This is a genomic window from Mucilaginibacter sp. UYP27 (assembly GCF_040547175.1).
Lineage (GTDB): Bacteria > Bacteroidota > Bacteroidia > Sphingobacteriales > Sphingobacteriaceae > Mucilaginibacter.
Genome location: NZ_JBEPPE010000004.1, coordinates 15,572 through 34,683, shown reverse-complemented (window position 1 = coordinate 34,683; position 19,112 = coordinate 15,572). Strand labels below are relative to the sequence as shown.

Sequence of the window (19,112 nt, the reverse complement as noted above, 5' to 3'; positions counted from 1 at the left end):
TTGTTAATCAGTATAAAGGTCACAAAAATGCCGCAGTATGCACGGTATAATTGCGCCAAAAACAAGGCAATAAACGACTTTTTTCGTCATAAAATAATTTTCAAAGCTCTATTCGCCCCAGGCGGTAATCACTAATCTGCGGGTGCCGCCGTGATTACGGTGTTCGCATAAATAGATCCCTTGCCACGTGCCAAGTGCCAGCCTGCCATTGCGGATAGGGATCTGAACCGAACAACCAAGCATCGCCGCCTTCAGGTGTGCCGGCATATCATCCGGTCCCTCATCATCGTGGCGGTAATCGGGGTCGTTCTCGGGTACAGCCTTGTTGAAATACATTTCAAAATCTTGCCTCACCGTTGGGTCGGCGTTTTCATTGATACTGAGCGATGCCGAGGTATGCTGGATGAATACCTGGCAAATGCCCACCTTTATCTGCGCCAATTCGGGCAATGCGTTTGAGACTTCGTAGGTGATGATATGGAAACCCCGCCGTTTTTGTGGGATGTCCAGCGTTTGCTGAAATATTTTCATACGGTACCAAGATATATAATAATACAAGCCGAGGGGGCATCAGGTTCTTAAAAAGATAAAATCGCGCTTTTTGATATACTACATATGTAGTATTTTGATAATAAAAAGGTTATCAGGGGTTTATAATATTTACATTCAGTCAATATTAACTGTCGCCATGTACCGTATCCCCCTAACTGTACTACTTATTATTTCTGGTTGCCTTAGCACATCGGCACAAAACATCCGCCAGTTACTCGATTCGGCGCGGGCTAATAAAACCAACAACTACGCCAAGGTTATCGCTTTTTCTACCAAGGCATACGATAGGGCAAAAGCAACCAGGCAAGTAAAACTACAGGGCGAAGCTGCATTTATGATAGGGATGGGTAACTACCTATCAGGCAATCATGATAAAACGCTGCGTTGGTATATAGATGCCGAAAATTTGTATCAGGCAGTAAACGACACCAGCGGCCTTGCCGAACTTTACTCGGATATGGGGATACTATATCTGCGTCTAAAAAAGCTTAAAGTAGCAGATGAAATGAGCCGAAAAGCTGTAGCTTATTCGCTGCTTATTAAAAATAAAACACGTTTAGGTACGGCAATTAATAACCGTGGATTGATGTTTTTAGATGCAGGTAAAATGGATAGTGCAGCGGTATATTTCCGCAAGAGCTACGGCATCTATAAAACAGCTAATGACAAGGTGGGGATGTCATACAGCTTAGACTACCTTGCATCTGCACTATCTGAAACCGGCAAATATGACGACGCGCTAAAAGCCATGAACGAAAGCAAACAACTACGTGCAGGTGTGGGCGATAAAACAGGGGAGGCGATAGCTATCAACAATATTGGCGAGTTATACCTTAAGAAAAAAAAGCCTGCAGATGCCGTAAAGTACTTTATTGAAGCAGGAAAAAAGGCGAAGAATCTAAAATATAACGAACTGGAAACTTACACTTTTAACCAGCTGGCAACCAGTTATAAAATGCTGGGCAAGTATAAAGAAGCTTTTGAAGCGCAAAACACTTACTTGGAGATGACCCAAAAAACCTTGGACGCCAAGAGGAATAAAGATATTGAGGAGTTGCAGACCAAATACCAAAGTGAAAAGAAAGAGCAGCAAAACAAACTGCTTATCGCGCAATCAAAAGAACAAAATGCAGAGTTAAGCCGCAACCGGATCGGTATTTACGCATTATTAGCTACGATGATATTTTCGGCTGCTATATTTTATTTAGGTTATAATCGCTACCGCATTAAACAACAAGCCCGTTTCCGCGAGGCGATGTTGGAGGAAGAGCATCTGCGCACCCAGGCTATTATGAATGCCGAAGAAAATGAGCGCCAACGCCTTGCCCGCGAACTACATGATGGTATTGGCCAATTGCTTTGCAGTGCGCGCCGCCAACTGGAGTTTTCTCAATTAGATACCAGCCTCGAAGACGATGGAGGGGTGGCCCTAAAAATGCTGGACGACTCGATAAAAGAGGTGCGCGACCTGTCGCATAGTATGATGCCGCCTTACATCCTCAATAAAAATCTAAGGGAAGCTATCGAGGAGTTCATTCACCGATTGAATAATAAAGACCTGGTAAACATCTATACCGAATGGGTGAATACCGATGATATCGCCATTGATAAAACAACCACGCTGATGATCTACCGTAGCGTGCAAGAAATTATCTCTAACATATTTAAGCACGCCTATGCTAAGAACATCCACATTGAACTGGTAAACCACGATACCGAACTAACGCTGATGATAGTTGATGACGGTGTTGGTTTTGATAAAAACAAATTGTTTAAAACCAGCAAGGGCCTGGGCTTAAAAAACATCGAATCGCGCATCGCTTACATTGGCGGCTCGTTAGATATCGATACTACACCAGGCAAAGGCGTTACCTATGTTATCGAGTTGCCTTTAATAAACATTGCCTCGTAGGGTAAGTTATTGCTCAAACAAAACTATTGCTCAAGTTGCTTAATATATATGAACACAGAAATTAAACCGGCACAGCCTTACCGAAATGAAGTGATAAATCTGTTAACCTCAACAATTTTGCCTACGGGTGATCTGCCCGATACATTAGAAAACTTTTTTGTATCTGTTCAGGATAACCGGGTTGTTGGTGTAGCGGGCCTGGAAATTTATGACGAATACGGTCTGTTACGATCTTTAGCGGTAAATGAGCTTTACCGCAATAAAGCCATAGGCGCGCAACTATTGAGTAGGATAGAGGCCTTAGCATCCGAAACCGGCCTTAAAGCAATTTATCTGTTGACCGAAACAGCGAAAGATTATTTTGAAAATAAAGGATATGAGCATATAGCCCGGATGGACATTCCCGATCCTGTTAAGCGATCTTCAGAATTTACTCAGGTATGCCCGGAATCTGCAACAGCTATGCAAAAATCGCTATAGTAAAATCTTTGTAACTAATTGGTTGTTAGTGTATCTAATACTTATGACAAAGAAAGAAACATTCAGTATGCACGGTAAGGACCTGGTAAATAAGATCAAAGAACTTATAGAAGAGGGCAACATCAACCGAATAACCATAAGCGACAAACACGGTAAAGAGCTTATGAGTTTCCCGTTAAATATAGGTTTGGTAGCCGTTGTAATTGCGCCGGTACTGGCTGCAGTTGGTGCGATGGCGATATTTGTTGGCGAGTGCAGTTTGATAGTTGAAAGAGATGTAGATGAAGAGGAGATTAAATAACACATTGTTAATGATTATTTAAACTGATAATGGTTTTATTCGCATAGAAATTGAGGTAAGAAATTTAAAATATCTGAAACAACTTCAAAAAGCAATTGTCATAATATTATAATCTTAAAGCGATATGGTAATCTTAAAAGTAGGTACAGAAAACGAACCTGAACAACATGTTGAAATTGTAAGCGAAAGAGGTGTTTGGGGCACGGGCGCATATAAAATATTTGCCGCCAAATTCTTAAGCAGGTTATCTTACAAAGATGCCCCTCACGAGCCAACCGATAGCAACGACCCTAACTTTCTGGGCGAAATAAGTATAGATACAGAAAAAGAAAAATGGGAGTACAAAGGCACTAAGTTAAAGATGCCTCAATTGAAAAAAATAGTTGACTTTATATTTGACTATAACGCGCCCGACGCGGTTTATTAGTAGTCGCCCATTATAGTTAAATTATATCGCTTAGGTTTAAATAGATATTTTGCATGTGCAAAAGTTGCCTGTTTAACCTAAGCGATGTAAATATCGAAACATCAAAAATAAACCGCGCCCCTGCAGTTTGCTCTGTAATGGTAGATTCCTGCCAGTTTTTTAAAGCCTCTTCAAAATGTTTGGCCAGTTCAGCGCTACCGGCAGCGTTAAATTCCATTTCTTGTGCTAGAAGCACAGGCATATTAATCATCGGCACAGTGTCACCTTCAATTAAATTGTATTCGTAATTGATAGCCACCGATAAGCTATACATCTGCGATACATTACTCAAAAGCTGGTTAAACATCGATAATAGATGTTCCTTTAAACTTGCTCTATATGTTATAGCGTCGTTGTTAGCCATATTTATTTCAGTATCGCTCCAATCCAATGATGGCTCTATGGGCGGGAAGCTATTTTGAGGTGTACTGTACACAAATCTCTCATCTGTTTTAAAATAGCCGTTCTGTGCATCTGGCAGGAGGTTTTTATTACGGCTTATAATAGTGGCGGTTGATAGCTTTATTACCTCTAAAACATCAAACCCGGCAACGGTCACTTTTAAAGGGCCTTGTTCAGTGCTAATTAATAAAGGTTCCCCATTTGCATTTAGGTAGGTGTAAGAAGCGTTCACAACAGTTTCATTAGCCATGTTTTGATGCAGCATCATGGCATATCCATCTATCGAAATTGTCGGTAAAGGATATTTGCCAATGTCATTTTTAGTGGCACTTACCGTTATTATTAAGCGGGGATCAATTACCGGGCTAACCGGTCCCGCTGTTAATTTGAAAATATAGCCCTTAGGGATAGGGGGATTAGTAGTTGCTGTAACATTCCTGTTAATAGCTAACGCGTCCTTTACATGGTTAGCCAGTTCGCTAAAAGTAGTTAGCGCCGACACGGCAACGCTGTAAGCGTTGGTATATATATCAGTGGTATCATTAATAAGTGTAAGGTTTTCATCCAGATCTGCCTTTATAATCGAGTAGCTGTTAATGAATTGTGCAAGGCTCTCTAACAGGCTATTTACAGGTTGCCTTATTAACCCGATGATATTTTTATTAGCCGGGTTAAGCGTAATGTAGGTTTCTAAAACATCTTGTGCTATAAGATGATTATTAAATTCGTAATTATAGTTGTATGTTTTGGCATCTTCTGACTTTACCGGATCTGGATTTGTTTTATCTATAATCTGGTTAACAATTTGCGCCGGTATGGGATAATTGCGTATCACCATAGGTGCATTTACAGATAGGGGCTTAGCCGCAGGTTCTATTAACAAACTAAGCGTTACGGCTGTGTTTTCATTTACAGTGTACAGTAGACTATTAAGCTGATAGTTTACATTTACAGGGAGGTAACCCTGTTCGGCAGGTGCATTGGCAAAAACGGTGAATGACATAAAACCTTCAGTATCATTTTTGATGCGGGCATTTGAGAAGGTAGCATCGTTCGATTTCCCGGTAGGTGTTACAGTGCCCAGTAATTCAAAACTGCCAATGATGTTTGTAACGGTTACAATAGTTTTAAACTGAATGGTAGCTGTGCCTTTGTAAAAGTTAAACATGCTGTTATGCAATTGATCCTTTAACTGTTGGCGGGCATTAGTTAAGTCGCCGGTTTGTTCAGGTACAACCTGTATAAGCAACTCCGATAATTTTTCGACAATGACAGACCTTGCGTCGAGCAAGTCCTTTAACACGGAGAACCTATCTATTTTATTGTAGGTATTTGTTATGGTTTCTATCACTGCGGTATTAGCGGGCGATAGTACATCATCAATACCAAGCAAAAACATTTGCAGCCATTTGTCAGGGTCTATCTGCTCAACAGTTGTATTAACACCTGCGTCATTCCAATTTATCCCTATTTTGCTTATATATTCTCTGATTCCAACATTTCCGTTAAACAAGGACGTTGAAAGCGGGGTTGGCGCGAAGGCCACGGGGTTATCGTTTAATACGTCGTAATAAATGCCTTTGCCATCTGCGGCATCTGCCATCCGGATAACCCAAAGTTGGTTAGCGTTATTACCGTTAGACGCGCTTAAACCGGTGGCCAATTTTAGTTTGCTATCACCAGTTGCAAAAGCGTTTTCAAAATTCCCGGCAAAAGTTACCTGATTGGTTTTAGTCAAATCGGGTAAGATGTTTATAAAACGCTGTTTTTCATTTGAGGCGGTACGGGCGACACAAATAGTTACATTAAGTTCAAATATATCCTGAGTTTCATATTCACCTTCTATTGGAAGCGATGTTGCCATGATTGAAGGACTGTCCGGAAATCCATCTTCACCGGGAATCAATAATAATTCCAACCAGGATATAATAACGCTTGTGTAGTTCTTTAACGCGCGGAGCTGTTCGGTGCCAAATATCAAATGCTCGCCAGGGGCAATGCTGCATGTGGCCCAATATTGTAATGTGTTTATGGATACATCCGGCGCGTCGTCGGTTGTATACTGCCAGTTCAGCTGATCGTTTATGATCTTAAATGTAGCAAGGTCAAGCTCTATTTTTTCCGTTTCAGCGCCGTCATATTGGCTGCCATCGAATGCGAAATTGAATTGCAGGTTAGGTGTTGCATCTATGGTATTAAAAGAATACCGCACAGCAACCGATGGCCATTGGTTGGGTTCTATGATGTTAAGTACAAAACCCGGCGTGTTTGGTTTACCTGCTAATTGGCTCATAAAGGCGTGATATGGTTTAAGCCATTAAGGTATATATAATCCCTAAAAAAACAATGTTATTTGATCAAAAAGGGCTATTTTGCCCTACATCCACGTAAATGGATCGCCGGATTTTAGGTGGGTTATTTTTACGCCTGTAAGTTTTGGTGTTAGCCAATCAACAAAATAATCCATACCAGGGTCTTCGCTAAAGTTATGGCCCAATACAATGAGCGAGATGTTTGATCCTAATAGCCGCGCATCACGGATATATTCGGCAGTTTCCCATTCAGATAGCTCGCCTACAATCAGTACATCCGGCTTATCAGATTCTGCAAAGCCAACCTGCATTTTGCCGCCCGGTGCGCCCGGTAAAAAGGTAACGCGGCTGCAAGATTGTTTCAGGTCGCCAATAACGCGCAGGTGCGCAATGCCCAATGCTGTTTTAAGGTTTTGTACAATTTGTTGCAGGTTAATCTTTGGGATGGTAAAGGTTGGGCTGTCGGCTTTCCAATAGGGTAGCCATTGCATCTTTTTCATCACGCCATACTCCACAGCATCAGGTTTTAGGCTGTGGATATAATCGTGGAAACGCCAAACGGTAATGCCATATTTTTTAAGCAGCGCTTGTTTTTGTTTTACAACATTATTATCATTCACCCAGTTCGGGTCGTCTAAATGATTATAAAAGGTAGGCTCGTGTGCTATAATGAAGTTGGCGCCAAGCTTAGCGGTTTGTTTGATCACATCAACCGTAGCAAACATGGTGGTAACAATCCCGGTGACTACCATATTGCCGTCGCCGGATTTTAAAGTATCCACGGTATTGGCAATGGGGGTAAGGTTACCTTCATTTAATATCAGATCGATAACCTGCTGTACTGTATATCGCTTTTGTACCGATAATAGACCATGTGCAAAGGCAGGTTTGATTGACAGTAAAGCTAACCCCCCGGCGGAGAGAGCCGAAGCAGTAATGAATTTTCTACGGGAAATGGCATTGGGCTTTTTCATGATCGTGATATGTGCTGCAATATATTAAATCTATGTTATTAGACGGTGCTTGCGTGATGTTTCACGATAAGTGGAGAGCTTTTTGTAGCTTAACTATTATGGAAAACTCAAACAACGTTTTAACAGCAACCGGCCCGCAAGATGGTGATAACCTTTCTGTAGCTGGCGGCATTTATCGGATACTGGTGAGCGGCAAGCAAACCAATGGCGAGTTTGCAGTGATAGAAATGTCGGTACCTGCTGGTGGCGGGCCCGGGCCACATGCGCACGCGGGGTTCCAAGAATCTTTTTATGTGATAGAAGGGGAGGTAGAAGTAAAGACCGAAGAGCAAACTTTCATCGCCACCAAAGGCGCATTCGTAAACATTCCTTTAGGTGGTATTGTACACTGTTTCAAAAACAAATCAGACAACCTGGCCAAACTACTGTGCACGGTAGTACCTGCCGGGCTCGAAGAGATGTTTCTTGAACTTGGCAAACCCGTACAAGCCGGTGAATTTATCCCCCCAAAACCCATGGACGAAGAAACCTTAAAGAAATTTACCGCCATTGCTGAAAAGCACGGGCAAAAGTTATTCCCGCCTGACTATTTGGGATAGGTTACTGTATATCAATTTATTGGCTAAAAGCGCTTTCGGTTTATTTAAACTAAAGGCGTTTTTTTTGCCCTATTTGTCATCCCAAAATGATCTTTTAAAATAACGGAACGGTTGTTCCGTTATTGGTATATATTTGCGGAACGATTATTCCAATTAACAAAAATTAATCGCTCACGCAAAATGAAAAAGTTAGAAAATAAAGTAGCAGTAGTAACCGGCGCCTCTAAAGGTATTGGCGCGGGCATAGCCAAAAGCCTTGCAGCAGCAGGCGCATCGGTAGTAGTAAATTACTCATCATCTAAAGAGGGTGCCGATAAAGTTGTAAGCGAGATAGTAGCGGCAGGTGGTAAAGCCATAGCGGTGCAGGCAAGCGTATCAAACACAGCTGACGTAACCCGTTTGTTCGATGAAACCACTAAAGCCTTTGGCCCTACAGACATCCTGGTAAATAATGCCGGTGTATATGAGTTTGGAGCTATTGAGCAGATCAGTGAGGAGCATTTCCACAAACAGTTTGATACGAACGTACTTGGTTTATTGTTAACCACACAAGCGGCGGTAGCAAACTTTAATACAAGTGGTGGCAGCATTATTAATATTGGGTCGGTAGTAAGTGCAATTACCCCGGTAGGCAGTGCTGTTTACAGCGCTACAAAGGGCGCTGTCGATGCTATTACACACGTGTTGGCTAAAGAGCTTGGTGCTAAAAATATCAGGGTAAACTCCATAAACCCCGGCATGGTAGAAACCGAAGGTACGCACACCGCAGGTTTTATCGGTAGCGATTTCCATCACGAAGCAGTTAAAACCACGCCACTGGGCCGTATAGGTCAGCCGGAAGATATCGCTTTGATCGCGGTTTTCCTTGCGTCAGAAGATTCTCGCTGGTTAACAAACGAAACCCTGCTTGCAGGTGGCGGTGTGAGATAATCCCCGGTTTTTAAATAAGTATTTTAAAATGAATAGCTTTGCTTAAAATTAAGCAAAGCTATTTCTGTTATGGCAAGAACGAAAGATTTTGATGAGGATGAAGTGCTGAAGAAAGCTGTTGACCTTTTTTGGCTAAAGGGGTATAATGCTACGTCTATGCAAGACCTGGTAGATGGGCTGGGCATCAGCCGCTCCAGTTTGTACGATACCTACGGCGATAAACACTCGCTGTTTATTAAGGCGCTGGAAAGTTATCAGTGTACCAATACCGGCAAGTTTGTGCAAATTATTGAAGGCGGGAAACCTGCTAAAGAAACTATAAAAGAATTACTTAAATTTATTGCTGATAACCTGTTGAACGATAAAAGCCAAAAAGGCTGCTTTATTGTAAATGCCGAGGTGGAAGTAGCCCTGCACGATAAGGAAGTTGGCGACATGATCCAAAAGAACGACCAGAACGTGGAAGACGCGTTTTTCCGTGTGATCCAGAAAGGACAGGAGAGCGGCGAGATTACTAACCCACAAAACGCGCGTGCCTTAGCCAGGTTTCTGTTCAATACCGTAAAAGGCATCCAGGTAACCGCCAAATCAACCACCGATAGGGAGGTGTTTGACGATATTATTAATTTGGCGGTGGGGGTGTTGGGGTAGGGTAGTTTTGTGGTGATAATACCTATCACTGGCTGTATTGTACAAGCTTTATACGATTGATTTTTCTACCTTATTTGCCAAAATGATAAAATATTTGTTGTAACCAACAAACCGGCATCCATGTGTCCAGATGGTGTTATCTGATAGTTTTTGATGACAATATAATAATGATGGTAATCATAAAAACCTATGTAACAGGTAATTAGTTTAATTTTTAGACTTGTCTAAAAATTAAACATTTGATTATCAGATTTTTATAAAAAAGACATGAGTGTTCACGCGTGAACGTGAACACATCGTACATATATAGGTCGTTTACATAACGATCTCCAAATACCGTTACAATGGGTAAATGATAGGGCTCGAACCTAAAACAAAAAAGCCCAATGCGGACATGCATCGGGCTTTGTACTCAGAGCGGGAATCGAACCCGTTATGTAAATACCTTATTATCAATTTATTATAAAGTAGTTTTTAAACTACTCAACGAATCATTCAATAAACATATTGTCGAATATTCCGACGACTTTCAAAGGTAATACAAAAAATGTTTAATCTAAATGGTTTAGCCAAAGTTTCTTAATCAAAGCGCGGGATATGAATAATGTTTGGACCAGCTAGGGTTTTGAACCTATTGCGTTTCCGCTTCACTGAGGACATTGTTGGTGCTTTTTGAACTTGGACGCTACGAATAGCGCGTTTTTCTCATTTTACCTTTGGCGGAGAGTTAGATTTGCGAACATTCAATCTTGTATGTTGGTAATCAGCGTTTTACATTTTAAAAAGTCCTTTACTCTACGAATGACGCAATAGCAAATAACTCTAATTGTTAAGTTATCACAGCAGGCCAGGTTACTTAACCGCATCGTCGAAATAAGTTGAGGAAATTCTTGCAGATAACTAACTATTTTAGTATTTTTAAGTATTGAATGTTATGAAAACGACGATCTATTTCATCCTGACCTGTGTTATTTCAACCGGCGCTTTTATGGCCGCGCTGAATCTGAAAAATCCGTTTCCGGCCTTTGCAGTAGCCTTAGGCATCTGGGGCTTATTCGTTTGGGGTTATATCCGCCGCTCCAAAAAAGCGGCCGAGCGTCAAAGCCGCGAACGTTTGTTCCAAAGCCACATGCGGATACAATACCGTGATCCAAACAGATAGTATTTTAACTATCTTAGTTCTATTTACGTTGGCTTCTTGCCAACTTGTGATAAGGTTTAGGTTTGAAAAGCCCGGCAGTGCAATGTACGGGCTTTTCTATTATGCTATTATTCCGGCCATTCCTCAATGGCTTTAACCGTATCCGGGGACATCCGGATAAGTTGCGTCCGTTACACATCCGGTAGGCGGCGTAACCCAAACGTTCTCCAACGTTTTGAACGAATGCTGCTCATCAAGCAGCTCTTATCAAATATATGAAGCGCGGTTCCCGCCATTCCCTCCTTAAAAAATTTCAATCAAGCCAGTTTCTTCAATCAGAGGTCCGCAAGAAGTGCATGCCGGTTAAATTGTAGGTTTCACCAATTGCAAATATTTTGCTTGCATGACCGCTTTGAGTCGTTCATTTTATGCCAGGTGCAGCATAATAAAATCGCTTTCCTGAATAGCATTTTGTATTGTTTATTATACTTTATATCTGTTCTGTGATTTATGAAAAATCATTTGGGATACGATATATAATTTAAATTAGCTTAATTATATATCGTATCTTAGGTGTGACTTTTAGCATGACATGGAGGATATAAAAGATAAAACATTAAATAAACAGTCAGCTCAGTTGCTTGCTTTACTCCATGGTGACGATGTGAAAGCATTTACCTTGGGCGAGGCTTATCAAAGACTACCCGCGGCAACGAAGTTTTCAGTCCGCCAATTAGTAGGCGCGATGGTGAACCGGGGACTATTAATGCGTATTAAGGACGGCTTGTTTTATGTAATTCCCTACGAAACACCGGCTGATGAATTTATGCCTGACTGGCACCTGCTGGCCAAATACCTGGTGGGAAATGCCAGGCATTATATAGGATATTATTCCGCAATGCAGATCCATAGCCTGATTACCCAACCGGCCTTATCAGAACAGATTGTAGTGGATAAGCAAATTAAGCCATCAACATTGAAAATAAAAGATGTGACGTTCCAATTTATTTACCATAACAAGGAACATTTCTTTGGCGGAAAAAATACATGGGTAGACAGTTTTCACAAAGTAGCCTGTTCTGATCTGGAGAAAACATTTGTTGATGCTTTATATAAACCGGAATATGCCGGAGGAATTACGGAAATTGCCAAAGCATTGTATAAAATTAAGGATAAACTCGATTACTCAAAAATGTTGGTCTACCTTGAAAAATTTGGTACCCTGGCCGTATTTAAACGCCTCGGTTACCTGCTGGAGTTATTAGATATCGTTAACCCGATCAGCGAACAATTGCAAAAGAAGGAAGTCAAAGCCTATTATCTATTAGAACCCAATCGGCCCAGGGCCGGTAAAATGAATTCGCGCTGGCACATACAGGAAAACGTAGATAGACAGTCAATTTTGTCACCCCTTTATACCTAACCATGATCACTCCGAAAGAAATCAATAAGCGAGCAGCTGAAAATCGCGTCAATGACCGTCAAATCGAAAAGGATTACGTTTTAACCTGGGTACTGACAGCTATAGCTGACCACAATATATTAAAAAGGGCATTGACCTTTAAAGGGGGTACTGTTTTAAAGAAATGCTATTTTGACGATTATCGCTTTTCGGAGGACCTGGATTTTACCTTATTGGACTACAGCTTAACTCATGAAGATCTGGTCGGATATTTCAATGAAGTGTTCGCATGGGTGAAAGAGGAGACGAATATAACCCTTCAAATGAAGGAGACAAATATTCATGCAGCAAGCGGAAGTTCGCAGTTCTACGTTGATTATATTGGGCCATTAGGCGGCAATATAGGAAGCCGCGATATTAAAGTGGATATTACCCGTGGCGAAGTACTGGTATACGAACCGGTGCAAAAAATGTTGTTTACAGATTATTCAGATATGGAAGATCTTTCTTGTGAATTACAATGCTATCCGCTCTCAGAGGTGCTAATCGAAAAAATGGCCGCACTTATGGGAAGAACGGAACCACGGGACTTCTACGATTTCTGGTATTTTATGGAAATCGAAAGAATGGATCTGAACGAACATTGGGGAGCATTTGAGCAGAAGGCGGCGCGACACAAGCATGATCCAGCTGAATTTGCTAAAAAGGTACTTTCAAAAGAAGGCGTATTTGGTAAGGATTGGGTTAAAAAGCTTCAGAACCAAATACACGATCTTGATAGATTTGAAGAAGTTTTTCGAAAGACGAAAAGACATCTGAAATAAAGCGGGTAATAACCCAACCAAAAATATTGCTCCGGACGCGGGGCGTTTGGTTTTACCCAATCCAAGGTAAATAGTTATTCGGTTAACAATGCAAAGAACTTCCTTCTGGAAAAGCGCGGCGTGTCACCAAAACTATCTTTCCACCAGTCGTCTGTTCTCAGTGGCTTTGGCGGGTCGTTGGGCTTTCTCCATTCCAGTGATTCACGGAAGGAGAAGTGCGAAAACAGGCGCATGAACTCACCAAGGTAAATATCGGCCATTAGTTGTCTCGAATTGGGATTCAATGATGAATTTTATTGCAGTCGCTTTTTTAGAAGTAACGTGTCAGTTTCACCATTAACTTACCGAGAAACGGTAGGTTTCGACAGGGCGGATGCATAAACGTGCTTTGACTTGTAAGATTTGTTGAGTTACTCGACTAATGATCATATAAAGTTATCGTTTTTGATTAAGGGATTATGGTACAAATAGAAACTCTGGTTAAAAGATAGTTATAGTGGTCAATAAAATTTAATAAAATAATCAGGAATCGAAAACATTAAGCAAGAGATTAGCCATAACGAATTCAACATGAAAATCATCCATAATCCGGAGCAAACCCAAAAACCAAAAACATATCATCATGGTATTGAAGTGGTTGGCAATCGGCGTACATTGTATATAGCTGGTCAAATTGGCATGGCAGAAGATGGCAGTATCCCAGATGGCATCGAAGCGCAGACACGTGCCGTTTTTGCGAACCTTACCAATATTTTAAAGGAAGCAAATATGCAAATCTCCGACTTGGTTAAGTCGACCGTATATCTGATTAATCCGGAGGATCGTGTTGTTTTTAACGCAATCCGTGAAGAACTTAGCCTGGGCAACAAAAATGCGTCCACACTAGTATTTGTTTCTGCCCTGGCTTTACCTTTGCTTTTAGTAGAAATCGATGGGATAGCTGTTTCAGACATGTAACTAGATATTGAGGAAAAGAATTTTTAATTAATTCTTGATGGGGGATAAACATTCCTATGAAATAACCAGAAAAAAACACGAATGAATACGATTCTTCAGCAATAAGGCAGACGATCTCTATTTATTAAGCTTATTATCCGGGCATAAGCAATTTATAAATTGTAATTCTGGGCCTAAAACAACGTACGTACGGCAGTAACCTGGGAATAAAAACAAGGGCTTCTGAAATAATCAGCCGAATTGCCGCATGCCAAGACGCAGGAAACCAAATAAACCTTTCTTTTTTTTGGCGGCACTGTTGAAAATGTTCCCAGAAACCTTCTTGGTATTTCATATGGAGTCCTTCCAATTCCCTGGCAGATATGATCAATCAATTCAACTGGCAACAGTGCTAATCGACCAGGATTGAAAAAATTGATTAACGCTTTCTAATACGGCATAAAGTTTCTGGCTTTAATCCAAGGTAACAAGCCAGCATATTTTGTGAAAAACGCTGAGAATAATCAGGCCTTGAACTTAGCAAATCCATATAGCGCTCTTCAGCATTCATGCTTAAAGATGCATTAATCCTTTTTTGAGAGTCAATCAGTTGACGCATCTGAAATTGACAAAACATCAGGTTTAAGGCGGGAACCGAAACCAATAACTGAAAAAGTTGATTGCGCTCAAATACCACCATCTCTAAATCCTCAAGCGCCTCTATATGGTAACAGGATTCTTTTCCGTCTAGGAAACTCTCCATATCTGTAATGATATCATTTTCCATACAAAATGTTATGATTGATTCCTGTCCCCGTTCGTTAATGGAATACATCTTTGTTGCACCTTTAACAATAAACCCAAGATATCTGCAGGCGTCGCCAGCTTGTAAGAAAAACTGTCTTTTCCTTAGCTTCTTTATTTTCAAATTATTGCTGATTATCCTTTCTTCATCATCATTTAATGCCTGCCCGGTTACCGCCTGAATGTACTTAAAGAACATCCAGTTATTGTGATCGATCAGTGGCTTTAAAACAAGTGCGGAGGATGTTTGAATGGCTAAACGATCAGCCAGCGGATTTACTGAGGCTAAAGAAACTGATGTAGTGATTGTGTTAGTATTCATAGGGTCTTATTTTATAACGTATGCTAATAGCAATAGTTCAAATCTCAGGCCGCAAATATGAACATCTGATTATTAAATAGTTAGTTCTTATAAGGTTCAATTTAGATTAACGATATATCGCTTTAAGAATTCATGTTAATGATATCTCAAGAGTATAGCGATAAAAAGCTGATCGGATTGTCGATCTTTTTTTTATACGCAGGGCTATTTACCTTAATAAACTGCGCAGCTTAAGAATTTCTTTTCTTAAATAGGTAAACGAATTTTGGATCATCTAAAATGGCTGTTTTTAATATTTATCTATTATAATAAACAGTTTTAAAAAAGTAGGGAAAAAGCATTGTTAAGATCTTTTACTCTCTTCATTAGGTTGTAATCCAAAGATTGAGCGTTTATTTTGCAGGATCAACAAACACATGTAATTTGGAAGCCTTACTGTTTACGATTACAAACAAATCCATACCGGTAACGGCTGCAGGGCTTTCCTTCGAGCCCACCTGCCAATGTAGACGGGCGATGCAAAATGACGATCTACCATCTCAATATTTTCTGCGTAGACCTCTTTAATAATAAGCAGACGTTTGCTTTCATCCATCTCGTTCCAAAGTAAAAGGTGGCGCTCAACGATTGAATTGACTGCTTCCTCACTGATTGCGGCGCTTTGAACATGATTTACGGCCGCATCTTTAGGAGACCACCATATCGTTTTAGTACTATGTATTTGATAGCATTTTCCATTTAGGTAGAACACCAGTTCCAACTTTGAACCCTATGGGCTCATGAAATATACCCAGTTTTTACCTTCGGTATCTCCTGAAGGCATCAGGAATGGATCGCCAAGTACTTTAACCCCTTTTGATTTCAGGTATTCTACCGCGCTCTCATATCCGTTGCAAACCTTTCAAAAAAATCTATTATGTTTAGTCCTTTAAACATCTTATTTGTTATTAATACCTCGTTCGGTATTATTATACTAATAATTTAGTATTTATAAATGCCTTATTCTAAAAACCATACTTTGGTTTTTTCTTATCAGTGACCTCTTTCCGGACTTCGGTTGCTGTAACTTTAACATCCTGCATGGTTTTTCGTAGCCTGTTACCTTCAGCCCCTTGTTGCCTTTTCCGTAAATGCTCCGGCATCATGTTCTGCGTTCGTTATCAATTCCTTTAGTGCGCTATACTTTTCCATATGTTAAAAATAGTTTCGAGTGATAAAATATGCACATAAACATATCTTTCCCTGTGTTTTTTATTTTTAGCTTAAACCAAGTGGCAAAAATTGTAATGCTGTAAAACTAATCGGGAAAGTTTACCTTTTAAACATAAAGTAGAATCATTTACTAGAATTAAAAGCCCAATTTGATCCGAAGCCCGCCTTGAATCAGGTTCAATTGCTGCTCGCTATAGCTAACCAGTGGTACTTTAACATAAGGTTCCAGCGCGATGGTATTTCGCTTGCTTATCTTTTGCTGGTACCCCAAAGACAGGTTATAGAATGCCATCATTTTAGTCTGTTTTGAATTTCCACCACCGACGAGTTCTGTAGATACTTCTTTGGAAGTGACCAAGTCAGTTTGAGGAGCGCCGTTCTCGTCAATAAAATTAGTGGAGACTATTTTCTGTTCACTATAATCTATCGTTTGACGCTGTGCTATCACTGCAAAAGCAGATAAGCCAACCCGCGCATAAATTTGTTTGCCGGTACTTATTTGCACCTCTACAGGCAGCTCTATGCCTGATAAGTTAACCTGTGAGCCACTTTGAAGTTTGCCGGTCCTGCCTGCGATATCAGTCAAGCCATATTTCTTTGCCCCGCCCAACTGACTAAATGCAAGCCCAGAGGAGATAGAAATTTTGCTGTTTATAGCATAGGCTACATGCGTTCCGATGCTTAAGTCCGCTTTTGAACGGGTGTCCATCGCCTGCCCTAAAGAAACACCAAAAGTCCATTTATTTAATGTAGTGGCTCCTTTCGTGAAGTTTGTGGTCTCATTAGAGTCGTCTGCGAATAACTCCGCCATTGTCATATTTTTCCTACTTTTATTTCCGGAGATAGCCGTTAACGGACTTGCTGTTTGAGCCTGTTTGGAAAGCGGGGGAGCTATTTTTTTTGCTGCGGCAACTACATATGCCATTATATCGTTTTCAGCCGATGCCGGAAAGGTTTTCGAATGTTCAACCGTAAGTTTAGCCTTCTCATCTACCTTAAAGTTTGAATTTTGAGTATTTACTGTTGCTTGCCCGATGTGCTTAATTGTCTGTGTAGGTTTTGAAATGGAAGACAAGTAACTCCCACCAGTCTTAATTCTTTCTGCTTTGTCTAGTTGGCCGGGCATGAGCAGCCCAAGAAACAAAAGAACTGCCGCAGCGCTGAGCACTCGTCGCCAATAAATTACTCTTTGGTTATAGTATTCTTTTCTTTTGAAGGTCTCCCAAGCCCCGTCCCGGTAATCCACCTCCAGTTCCCCTAACTGGAATTTTAAATGTTCGATCAATTCCTGGTTCATCATCAAGATTCTTTAATTTGATTTAAGTACAGGGCGCGCAACCGTTCCTTGGCTCTTGCCAGGTATACGCGGCTGTGCTTTACAGGAATATTCAAGGACGTTGCAGTTTCTTCATGTTTGAACCCTTCGATTTCATACATATTAAAAATCACCTGCTGCAATTGAGGTAGTTCATTTAATAAACTCAAAATGTCACTTACGTTCATTTTATCCAGCACGGTTACGGCGTTTACCGGGGCGTGTATTTCGTTAATCTCCTCAAACCTCCAATGATTTTTAGCGACCCGGAGATGATCAATCACCGTTCTCGAGGCTATCCTGGCCATCCATCCTTTAAAAAGCTTCGGTAAGTCCTCGCTGTCTGTCGAATAAATAAAAGTGTGCAGACGGTAAAAGACCTTAATAAAACTATCGTTGACGAGTTCCTCCACCTGTAAGGGTTCTTTATGATACCTGATCACGACCCCCTTTACGTAACCGTAAAATGATCTGTAAAGCCACTCTTTGGAATTTTCATCGTTCGCCAAACACCCCGCAAGTATTTCCTCCAGTTTCCTGATAGGTTTAACCTTTGCCGGCCGGATGAACGGAGAGAACAGGACTTTGGATCTCATTGAAAACAATAGCCATCCATCAAGCGATTGATGAATGGCTGTTTCAGATTATAAAATTTAATTATTTGTTGGTGATCATGCCAATCGATAGCTTGGTCGAGTCTGTGGCTGCCTTCAGGCCTTTAGCCCAGATCGTGTAGATTTTTCCTTTTTCGATCTTCACTTTTTCAATTTTAGCAAGCACTTCTGTTTTCGTATTTTCATTGATTTGGAAATTTACTTCAGTGCCCGGTGATACGGCTAAAAATGCCGTGGCGGCTTTGAATGCAGTCTTAGTAAATAGCGGTGTAGCCTGGCCTGTGATTGAAAGGTCAAGGATACCCGCATTAGGGCTCATGTTAACAAACCTTACGTTGGCTTTATCTGCCACGGGGCTGGTCAGGTCATCTTCAATAACTGTCAGGCCAGTTTTAGTAGGCACATCAGCAATGAATAAAGAATAGATCTTGCCATTTTTAAAAGTAGAAGATGTTGTTGCCAGGACTTTTGTTGAATCCTTTTTCGTTACTGTTAATGAATACGTGCCTTCTAAAATGTTGCCATAATTGATGAATTTGCCAAAAGTCAGCGCCTTAATATTGTTTTTAATACCGTTTACCTGGAATGATAGTTCCGGCGTCCCTGGGGCAGCATGAATAAGAGCCAGGCCGGCAACACCCGGAGCAGGAGTGTTTTCATTGTTTTTGTTACAGGCAGTGATGGTTAATACTACAGCAAATAATGCTACTACAGTTTTTAAAATAGAGAATGAGGTGTTTTTGAATTGTTTCATATGTATTGAATTTTTTTTGATTTACTCCCTATAACGAGCCTCGAAATGTAAAGGCAACAGGCGTTAACAGATATAAATCAAACTTTAATCGGATTCTTTGCGATCCTACCTGGTGCCCACCTGGTTACCAGTATCGATTGATCCATTTAATACTTAATGGTAATCCCGGTCATTGTTGTAACCATCAATGGTTTGATGTATTATGGCTG

Annotated in this window: 20 protein-coding genes; 11 read left to right on the top strand and 9 right to left on the bottom strand. The window is 40.8% G+C overall.

All coding sequences use genetic code 11. The annotated features are described in order from the left end of the window. Positions 1-108 precede the first annotated feature (108 nt). Entirely contained in the window at positions 109-531 is a 423-nt protein-coding gene (locus ABIB39_RS14320; protein ID WP_354430845.1) for a secondary thiamine-phosphate synthase enzyme YjbQ, read from the bottom strand. 157 nt (positions 532-688) lie between these two features. On the opposite strand from ABIB39_RS14320, the gene ABIB39_RS14315 reads away from it, so the two are divergent. The 4 genes from ABIB39_RS14315 to ABIB39_RS14300 all read left to right on the top strand — a co-directional run bounded on the left by ABIB39_RS14315 (position 689) and on the right by ABIB39_RS14300 (position 3,672). Next, on the top strand, positions 689-2,464 hold the full coding sequence (locus tag ABIB39_RS14315) for a tetratricopeptide repeat-containing sensor histidine kinase (protein ID WP_354430844.1): 1,776 nt from the start codon (positions 689-691) through the stop codon (positions 2,462-2,464). A gap of 48 nt (positions 2,465-2,512) precedes the next feature. Next, on the top strand, positions 2,513-2,944 hold the full coding sequence (arsN2, locus tag ABIB39_RS14310) for an arsenic resistance N-acetyltransferase ArsN2 (RefSeq protein ID WP_354430843.1): 432 nt from the start codon (positions 2,513-2,515) through the stop codon (positions 2,942-2,944). A 43-nt stretch (positions 2,945-2,987) separates the two neighbouring features. Next, complete coding sequence (locus tag ABIB39_RS14305; protein WP_354430842.1) at positions 2,988-3,245, top strand: DUF4342 domain-containing protein; 258 nt, start codon at positions 2,988-2,990, stop codon at positions 3,243-3,245. A 124-nt stretch (positions 3,246-3,369) separates the two neighbouring features. Continuing rightward, complete coding sequence (locus tag ABIB39_RS14300; protein ID WP_354430841.1) at positions 3,370-3,672, top strand: hypothetical protein; 303 nt, start codon at positions 3,370-3,372, stop codon at positions 3,670-3,672. A 16-nt stretch (positions 3,673-3,688) separates the two neighbouring features. Here the strand turns inward: ABIB39_RS14300 and ABIB39_RS14295 are convergent, their stop codons facing one another. Both ABIB39_RS14295 and ABIB39_RS14290 read right to left on the bottom strand, forming a co-directional pair. Beyond that, the gene (locus ABIB39_RS14295) at positions 3,689-6,406 is read right to left on the bottom strand and encodes a hypothetical protein (RefSeq protein ID WP_354430840.1); all 2,718 of its coding nucleotides are present in this window, start codon (positions 6,404-6,406) and stop codon (positions 3,689-3,691) included. A gap of 84 nt (positions 6,407-6,490) precedes the next feature. Then, the gene (locus tag ABIB39_RS14290; protein WP_354430839.1) at positions 6,491-7,399 is read right to left on the bottom strand and encodes a Nif3-like dinuclear metal center hexameric protein; all 909 of its coding nucleotides are present in this window, start codon (positions 7,397-7,399) and stop codon (positions 6,491-6,493) included. 98 nt (positions 7,400-7,497) lie between these two features. Here ABIB39_RS14290 and ABIB39_RS14285 point away from each other — a divergent pair, with 98 nt between their 5' ends. The 6 genes from ABIB39_RS14285 to ABIB39_RS14260 all read left to right on the top strand — a co-directional run bounded on the left by ABIB39_RS14285 (position 7,498) and on the right by ABIB39_RS14260 (position 12,946). Beyond that, positions 7,498-7,998 (top strand): cupin domain-containing protein, encoded by a 501-nt coding sequence (locus ABIB39_RS14285; RefSeq protein WP_354430838.1) that lies wholly within the window; start codon positions 7,498-7,500, stop codon positions 7,996-7,998. 180 nt (positions 7,999-8,178) lie between these two features. After that, a complete protein-coding gene (locus ABIB39_RS14280; RefSeq protein ID WP_354430837.1) occupies positions 8,179-8,928 on the top strand; it encodes an SDR family NAD(P)-dependent oxidoreductase in 750 nt (249 codons plus the stop codon). A 69-nt stretch (positions 8,929-8,997) separates the two neighbouring features. Beyond that, positions 8,998-9,579 carry a TetR/AcrR family transcriptional regulator gene (locus ABIB39_RS14275; RefSeq protein ID WP_354430836.1) on the top strand — a complete coding sequence of 194 codons (582 nt, stop codon included), beginning with the start codon at positions 8,998-9,000 and terminating at the stop codon, positions 9,577-9,579. Between the two features lie 934 nt (positions 9,580-10,513). Continuing rightward, the gene (locus ABIB39_RS14270) at positions 10,514-10,741 is read left to right on the top strand and encodes a hypothetical protein (protein ID WP_354430835.1); all 228 of its coding nucleotides are present in this window, start codon (positions 10,514-10,516) and stop codon (positions 10,739-10,741) included. 571 nt (positions 10,742-11,312) lie between these two features. Next, a complete protein-coding gene (locus ABIB39_RS14265) occupies positions 11,313-12,143 on the top strand; it encodes a type IV toxin-antitoxin system AbiEi family antitoxin domain-containing protein (RefSeq protein ID WP_354430834.1) in 831 nt (276 codons plus the stop codon). Positions 12,144-12,145: 2 nt separating this feature from the next. Continuing rightward, complete coding sequence (locus ABIB39_RS14260; protein ID WP_354430833.1) at positions 12,146-12,946, top strand: nucleotidyl transferase AbiEii/AbiGii toxin family protein; 801 nt, start codon at positions 12,146-12,148, stop codon at positions 12,944-12,946. Positions 12,947-13,020: 74 nt separating this feature from the next. Here the strand turns inward: ABIB39_RS14260 and ABIB39_RS14255 are convergent, their stop codons facing one another. After that, positions 13,021-13,206: a hypothetical protein gene (locus ABIB39_RS14255; RefSeq protein ID WP_354430831.1), complete on the bottom strand. Its 186-nt coding sequence runs from the start codon at positions 13,204-13,206 to the stop codon at positions 13,021-13,023. 310 nt (positions 13,207-13,516) lie between these two features. Between ABIB39_RS14255 and ABIB39_RS14250 the strand changes: the two genes are divergently transcribed. Next, a complete protein-coding gene (locus tag ABIB39_RS14250; protein WP_354430830.1) occupies positions 13,517-13,903 on the top strand; it encodes a RidA family protein in 387 nt (128 codons plus the stop codon). A 418-nt stretch (positions 13,904-14,321) separates the two neighbouring features. On the opposite strand, the gene ABIB39_RS14245 is transcribed toward ABIB39_RS14250, so the two are convergent. The 5 genes from ABIB39_RS14245 to ABIB39_RS14225 all read right to left on the bottom strand — a co-directional run bounded on the left by ABIB39_RS14245 (position 14,322) and on the right by ABIB39_RS14225 (position 18,903). Beyond that, positions 14,322-15,008 carry a Crp/Fnr family transcriptional regulator gene (locus ABIB39_RS14245; protein WP_354430829.1) on the bottom strand — a complete coding sequence of 229 codons (687 nt, stop codon included), beginning with the start codon at positions 15,006-15,008 and terminating at the stop codon, positions 14,322-14,324. A gap of 1,004 nt (positions 15,009-16,012) precedes the next feature. Then, positions 16,013-16,090 (bottom strand): hypothetical protein, encoded by a 78-nt coding sequence (locus tag ABIB39_RS14240; protein WP_354431161.1) that lies wholly within the window; start codon positions 16,088-16,090, stop codon positions 16,013-16,015. Between the two features lie 266 nt (positions 16,091-16,356). Next, positions 16,357-17,520 (bottom strand): hypothetical protein, encoded by a 1,164-nt coding sequence (locus tag ABIB39_RS14235; protein WP_354430828.1) that lies wholly within the window; start codon positions 17,518-17,520, stop codon positions 16,357-16,359. Continuing rightward, a complete protein-coding gene (locus tag ABIB39_RS14230) occupies positions 17,520-18,131 on the bottom strand; it encodes an RNA polymerase sigma factor (RefSeq protein WP_354430827.1) in 612 nt (203 codons plus the stop codon). Before ABIB39_RS14230 ends, ABIB39_RS14235 begins: the two co-directional genes overlap by 1 nt. A 61-nt stretch (positions 18,132-18,192) precedes the next feature. Further along, a complete protein-coding gene (locus ABIB39_RS14225; RefSeq protein WP_354430826.1) occupies positions 18,193-18,903 on the bottom strand; it encodes a DUF4397 domain-containing protein in 711 nt (236 codons plus the stop codon). Positions 18,904-19,112: the final 209 nt, after the last annotated feature.

Excerpts from the sequence above, each read along its gene's own strand:
- ABIB39_RS14320 (WP_354430845.1), bottom strand. The coding sequence starts at position 531 with ATGAAAATATTTCAGCAAACGCTGGACATCCCACAAAAACGGCGGGGT.
- ABIB39_RS14315 (WP_354430844.1), top strand. The coding sequence starts at position 689 with ATGTACCGTATCCCCCTAACTGTACTACTTATTATTTCTGGTTGCCTT.
- arsN2 (WP_354430843.1), top strand. The coding sequence starts at position 2,513 with ATGAACACAGAAATTAAACCGGCACAGCCTTACCGAAATGAAGTGATA.
- ABIB39_RS14305 (WP_354430842.1), top strand. The coding sequence starts at position 2,988 with ATGACAAAGAAAGAAACATTCAGTATGCACGGTAAGGACCTGGTAAAT.
- ABIB39_RS14300 (WP_354430841.1), top strand. The coding sequence starts at position 3,370 with ATGGTAATCTTAAAAGTAGGTACAGAAAACGAACCTGAACAACATGTT.
- ABIB39_RS14295 (WP_354430840.1), bottom strand. The coding sequence starts at position 6,406 with ATGAGCCAATTAGCAGGTAAACCAAACACGCCGGGTTTTGTACTTAAC.
- ABIB39_RS14290 (WP_354430839.1), bottom strand. The coding sequence starts at position 7,399 with ATGAAAAAGCCCAATGCCATTTCCCGTAGAAAATTCATTACTGCTTCG.
- ABIB39_RS14285 (WP_354430838.1), top strand. The coding sequence starts at position 7,498 with ATGGAAAACTCAAACAACGTTTTAACAGCAACCGGCCCGCAAGATGGT.
- ABIB39_RS14280 (WP_354430837.1), top strand. The coding sequence starts at position 8,179 with ATGAAAAAGTTAGAAAATAAAGTAGCAGTAGTAACCGGCGCCTCTAAA.
- ABIB39_RS14275 (WP_354430836.1), top strand. The coding sequence starts at position 8,998 with ATGGCAAGAACGAAAGATTTTGATGAGGATGAAGTGCTGAAGAAAGCT.
- ABIB39_RS14270 (WP_354430835.1), top strand. The coding sequence starts at position 10,514 with ATGAAAACGACGATCTATTTCATCCTGACCTGTGTTATTTCAACCGGC.
- ABIB39_RS14265 (WP_354430834.1), top strand. The coding sequence starts at position 11,313 with ATGGAGGATATAAAAGATAAAACATTAAATAAACAGTCAGCTCAGTTG.
- ABIB39_RS14260 (WP_354430833.1), top strand. The coding sequence starts at position 12,146 with ATGATCACTCCGAAAGAAATCAATAAGCGAGCAGCTGAAAATCGCGTC.
- ABIB39_RS14255 (WP_354430831.1), bottom strand. The coding sequence starts at position 13,206 with ATGGCCGATATTTACCTTGGTGAGTTCATGCGCCTGTTTTCGCACTTC.
- ABIB39_RS14250 (WP_354430830.1), top strand. The coding sequence starts at position 13,517 with ATGAAAATCATCCATAATCCGGAGCAAACCCAAAAACCAAAAACATAT.
- ABIB39_RS14245 (WP_354430829.1), bottom strand. The coding sequence starts at position 15,008 with ATGAATACTAACACAATCACTACATCAGTTTCTTTAGCCTCAGTAAAT.
- ABIB39_RS14240 (WP_354431161.1), bottom strand. The coding sequence starts at position 16,090 with ATGCAGGATGTTAAAGTTACAGCAACCGAAGTCCGGAAAGAGGTCACT.
- ABIB39_RS14235 (WP_354430828.1), bottom strand. The coding sequence starts at position 17,520 with ATGATGAACCAGGAATTGATCGAACATTTAAAATTCCAGTTAGGGGAA.
- ABIB39_RS14230 (WP_354430827.1), bottom strand. The coding sequence starts at position 18,131 with ATGAGATCCAAAGTCCTGTTCTCTCCGTTCATCCGGCCGGCAAAGGTT.
- ABIB39_RS14225 (WP_354430826.1), bottom strand. The coding sequence starts at position 18,903 with ATGAAACAATTCAAAAACACCTCATTCTCTATTTTAAAAACTGTAGTA.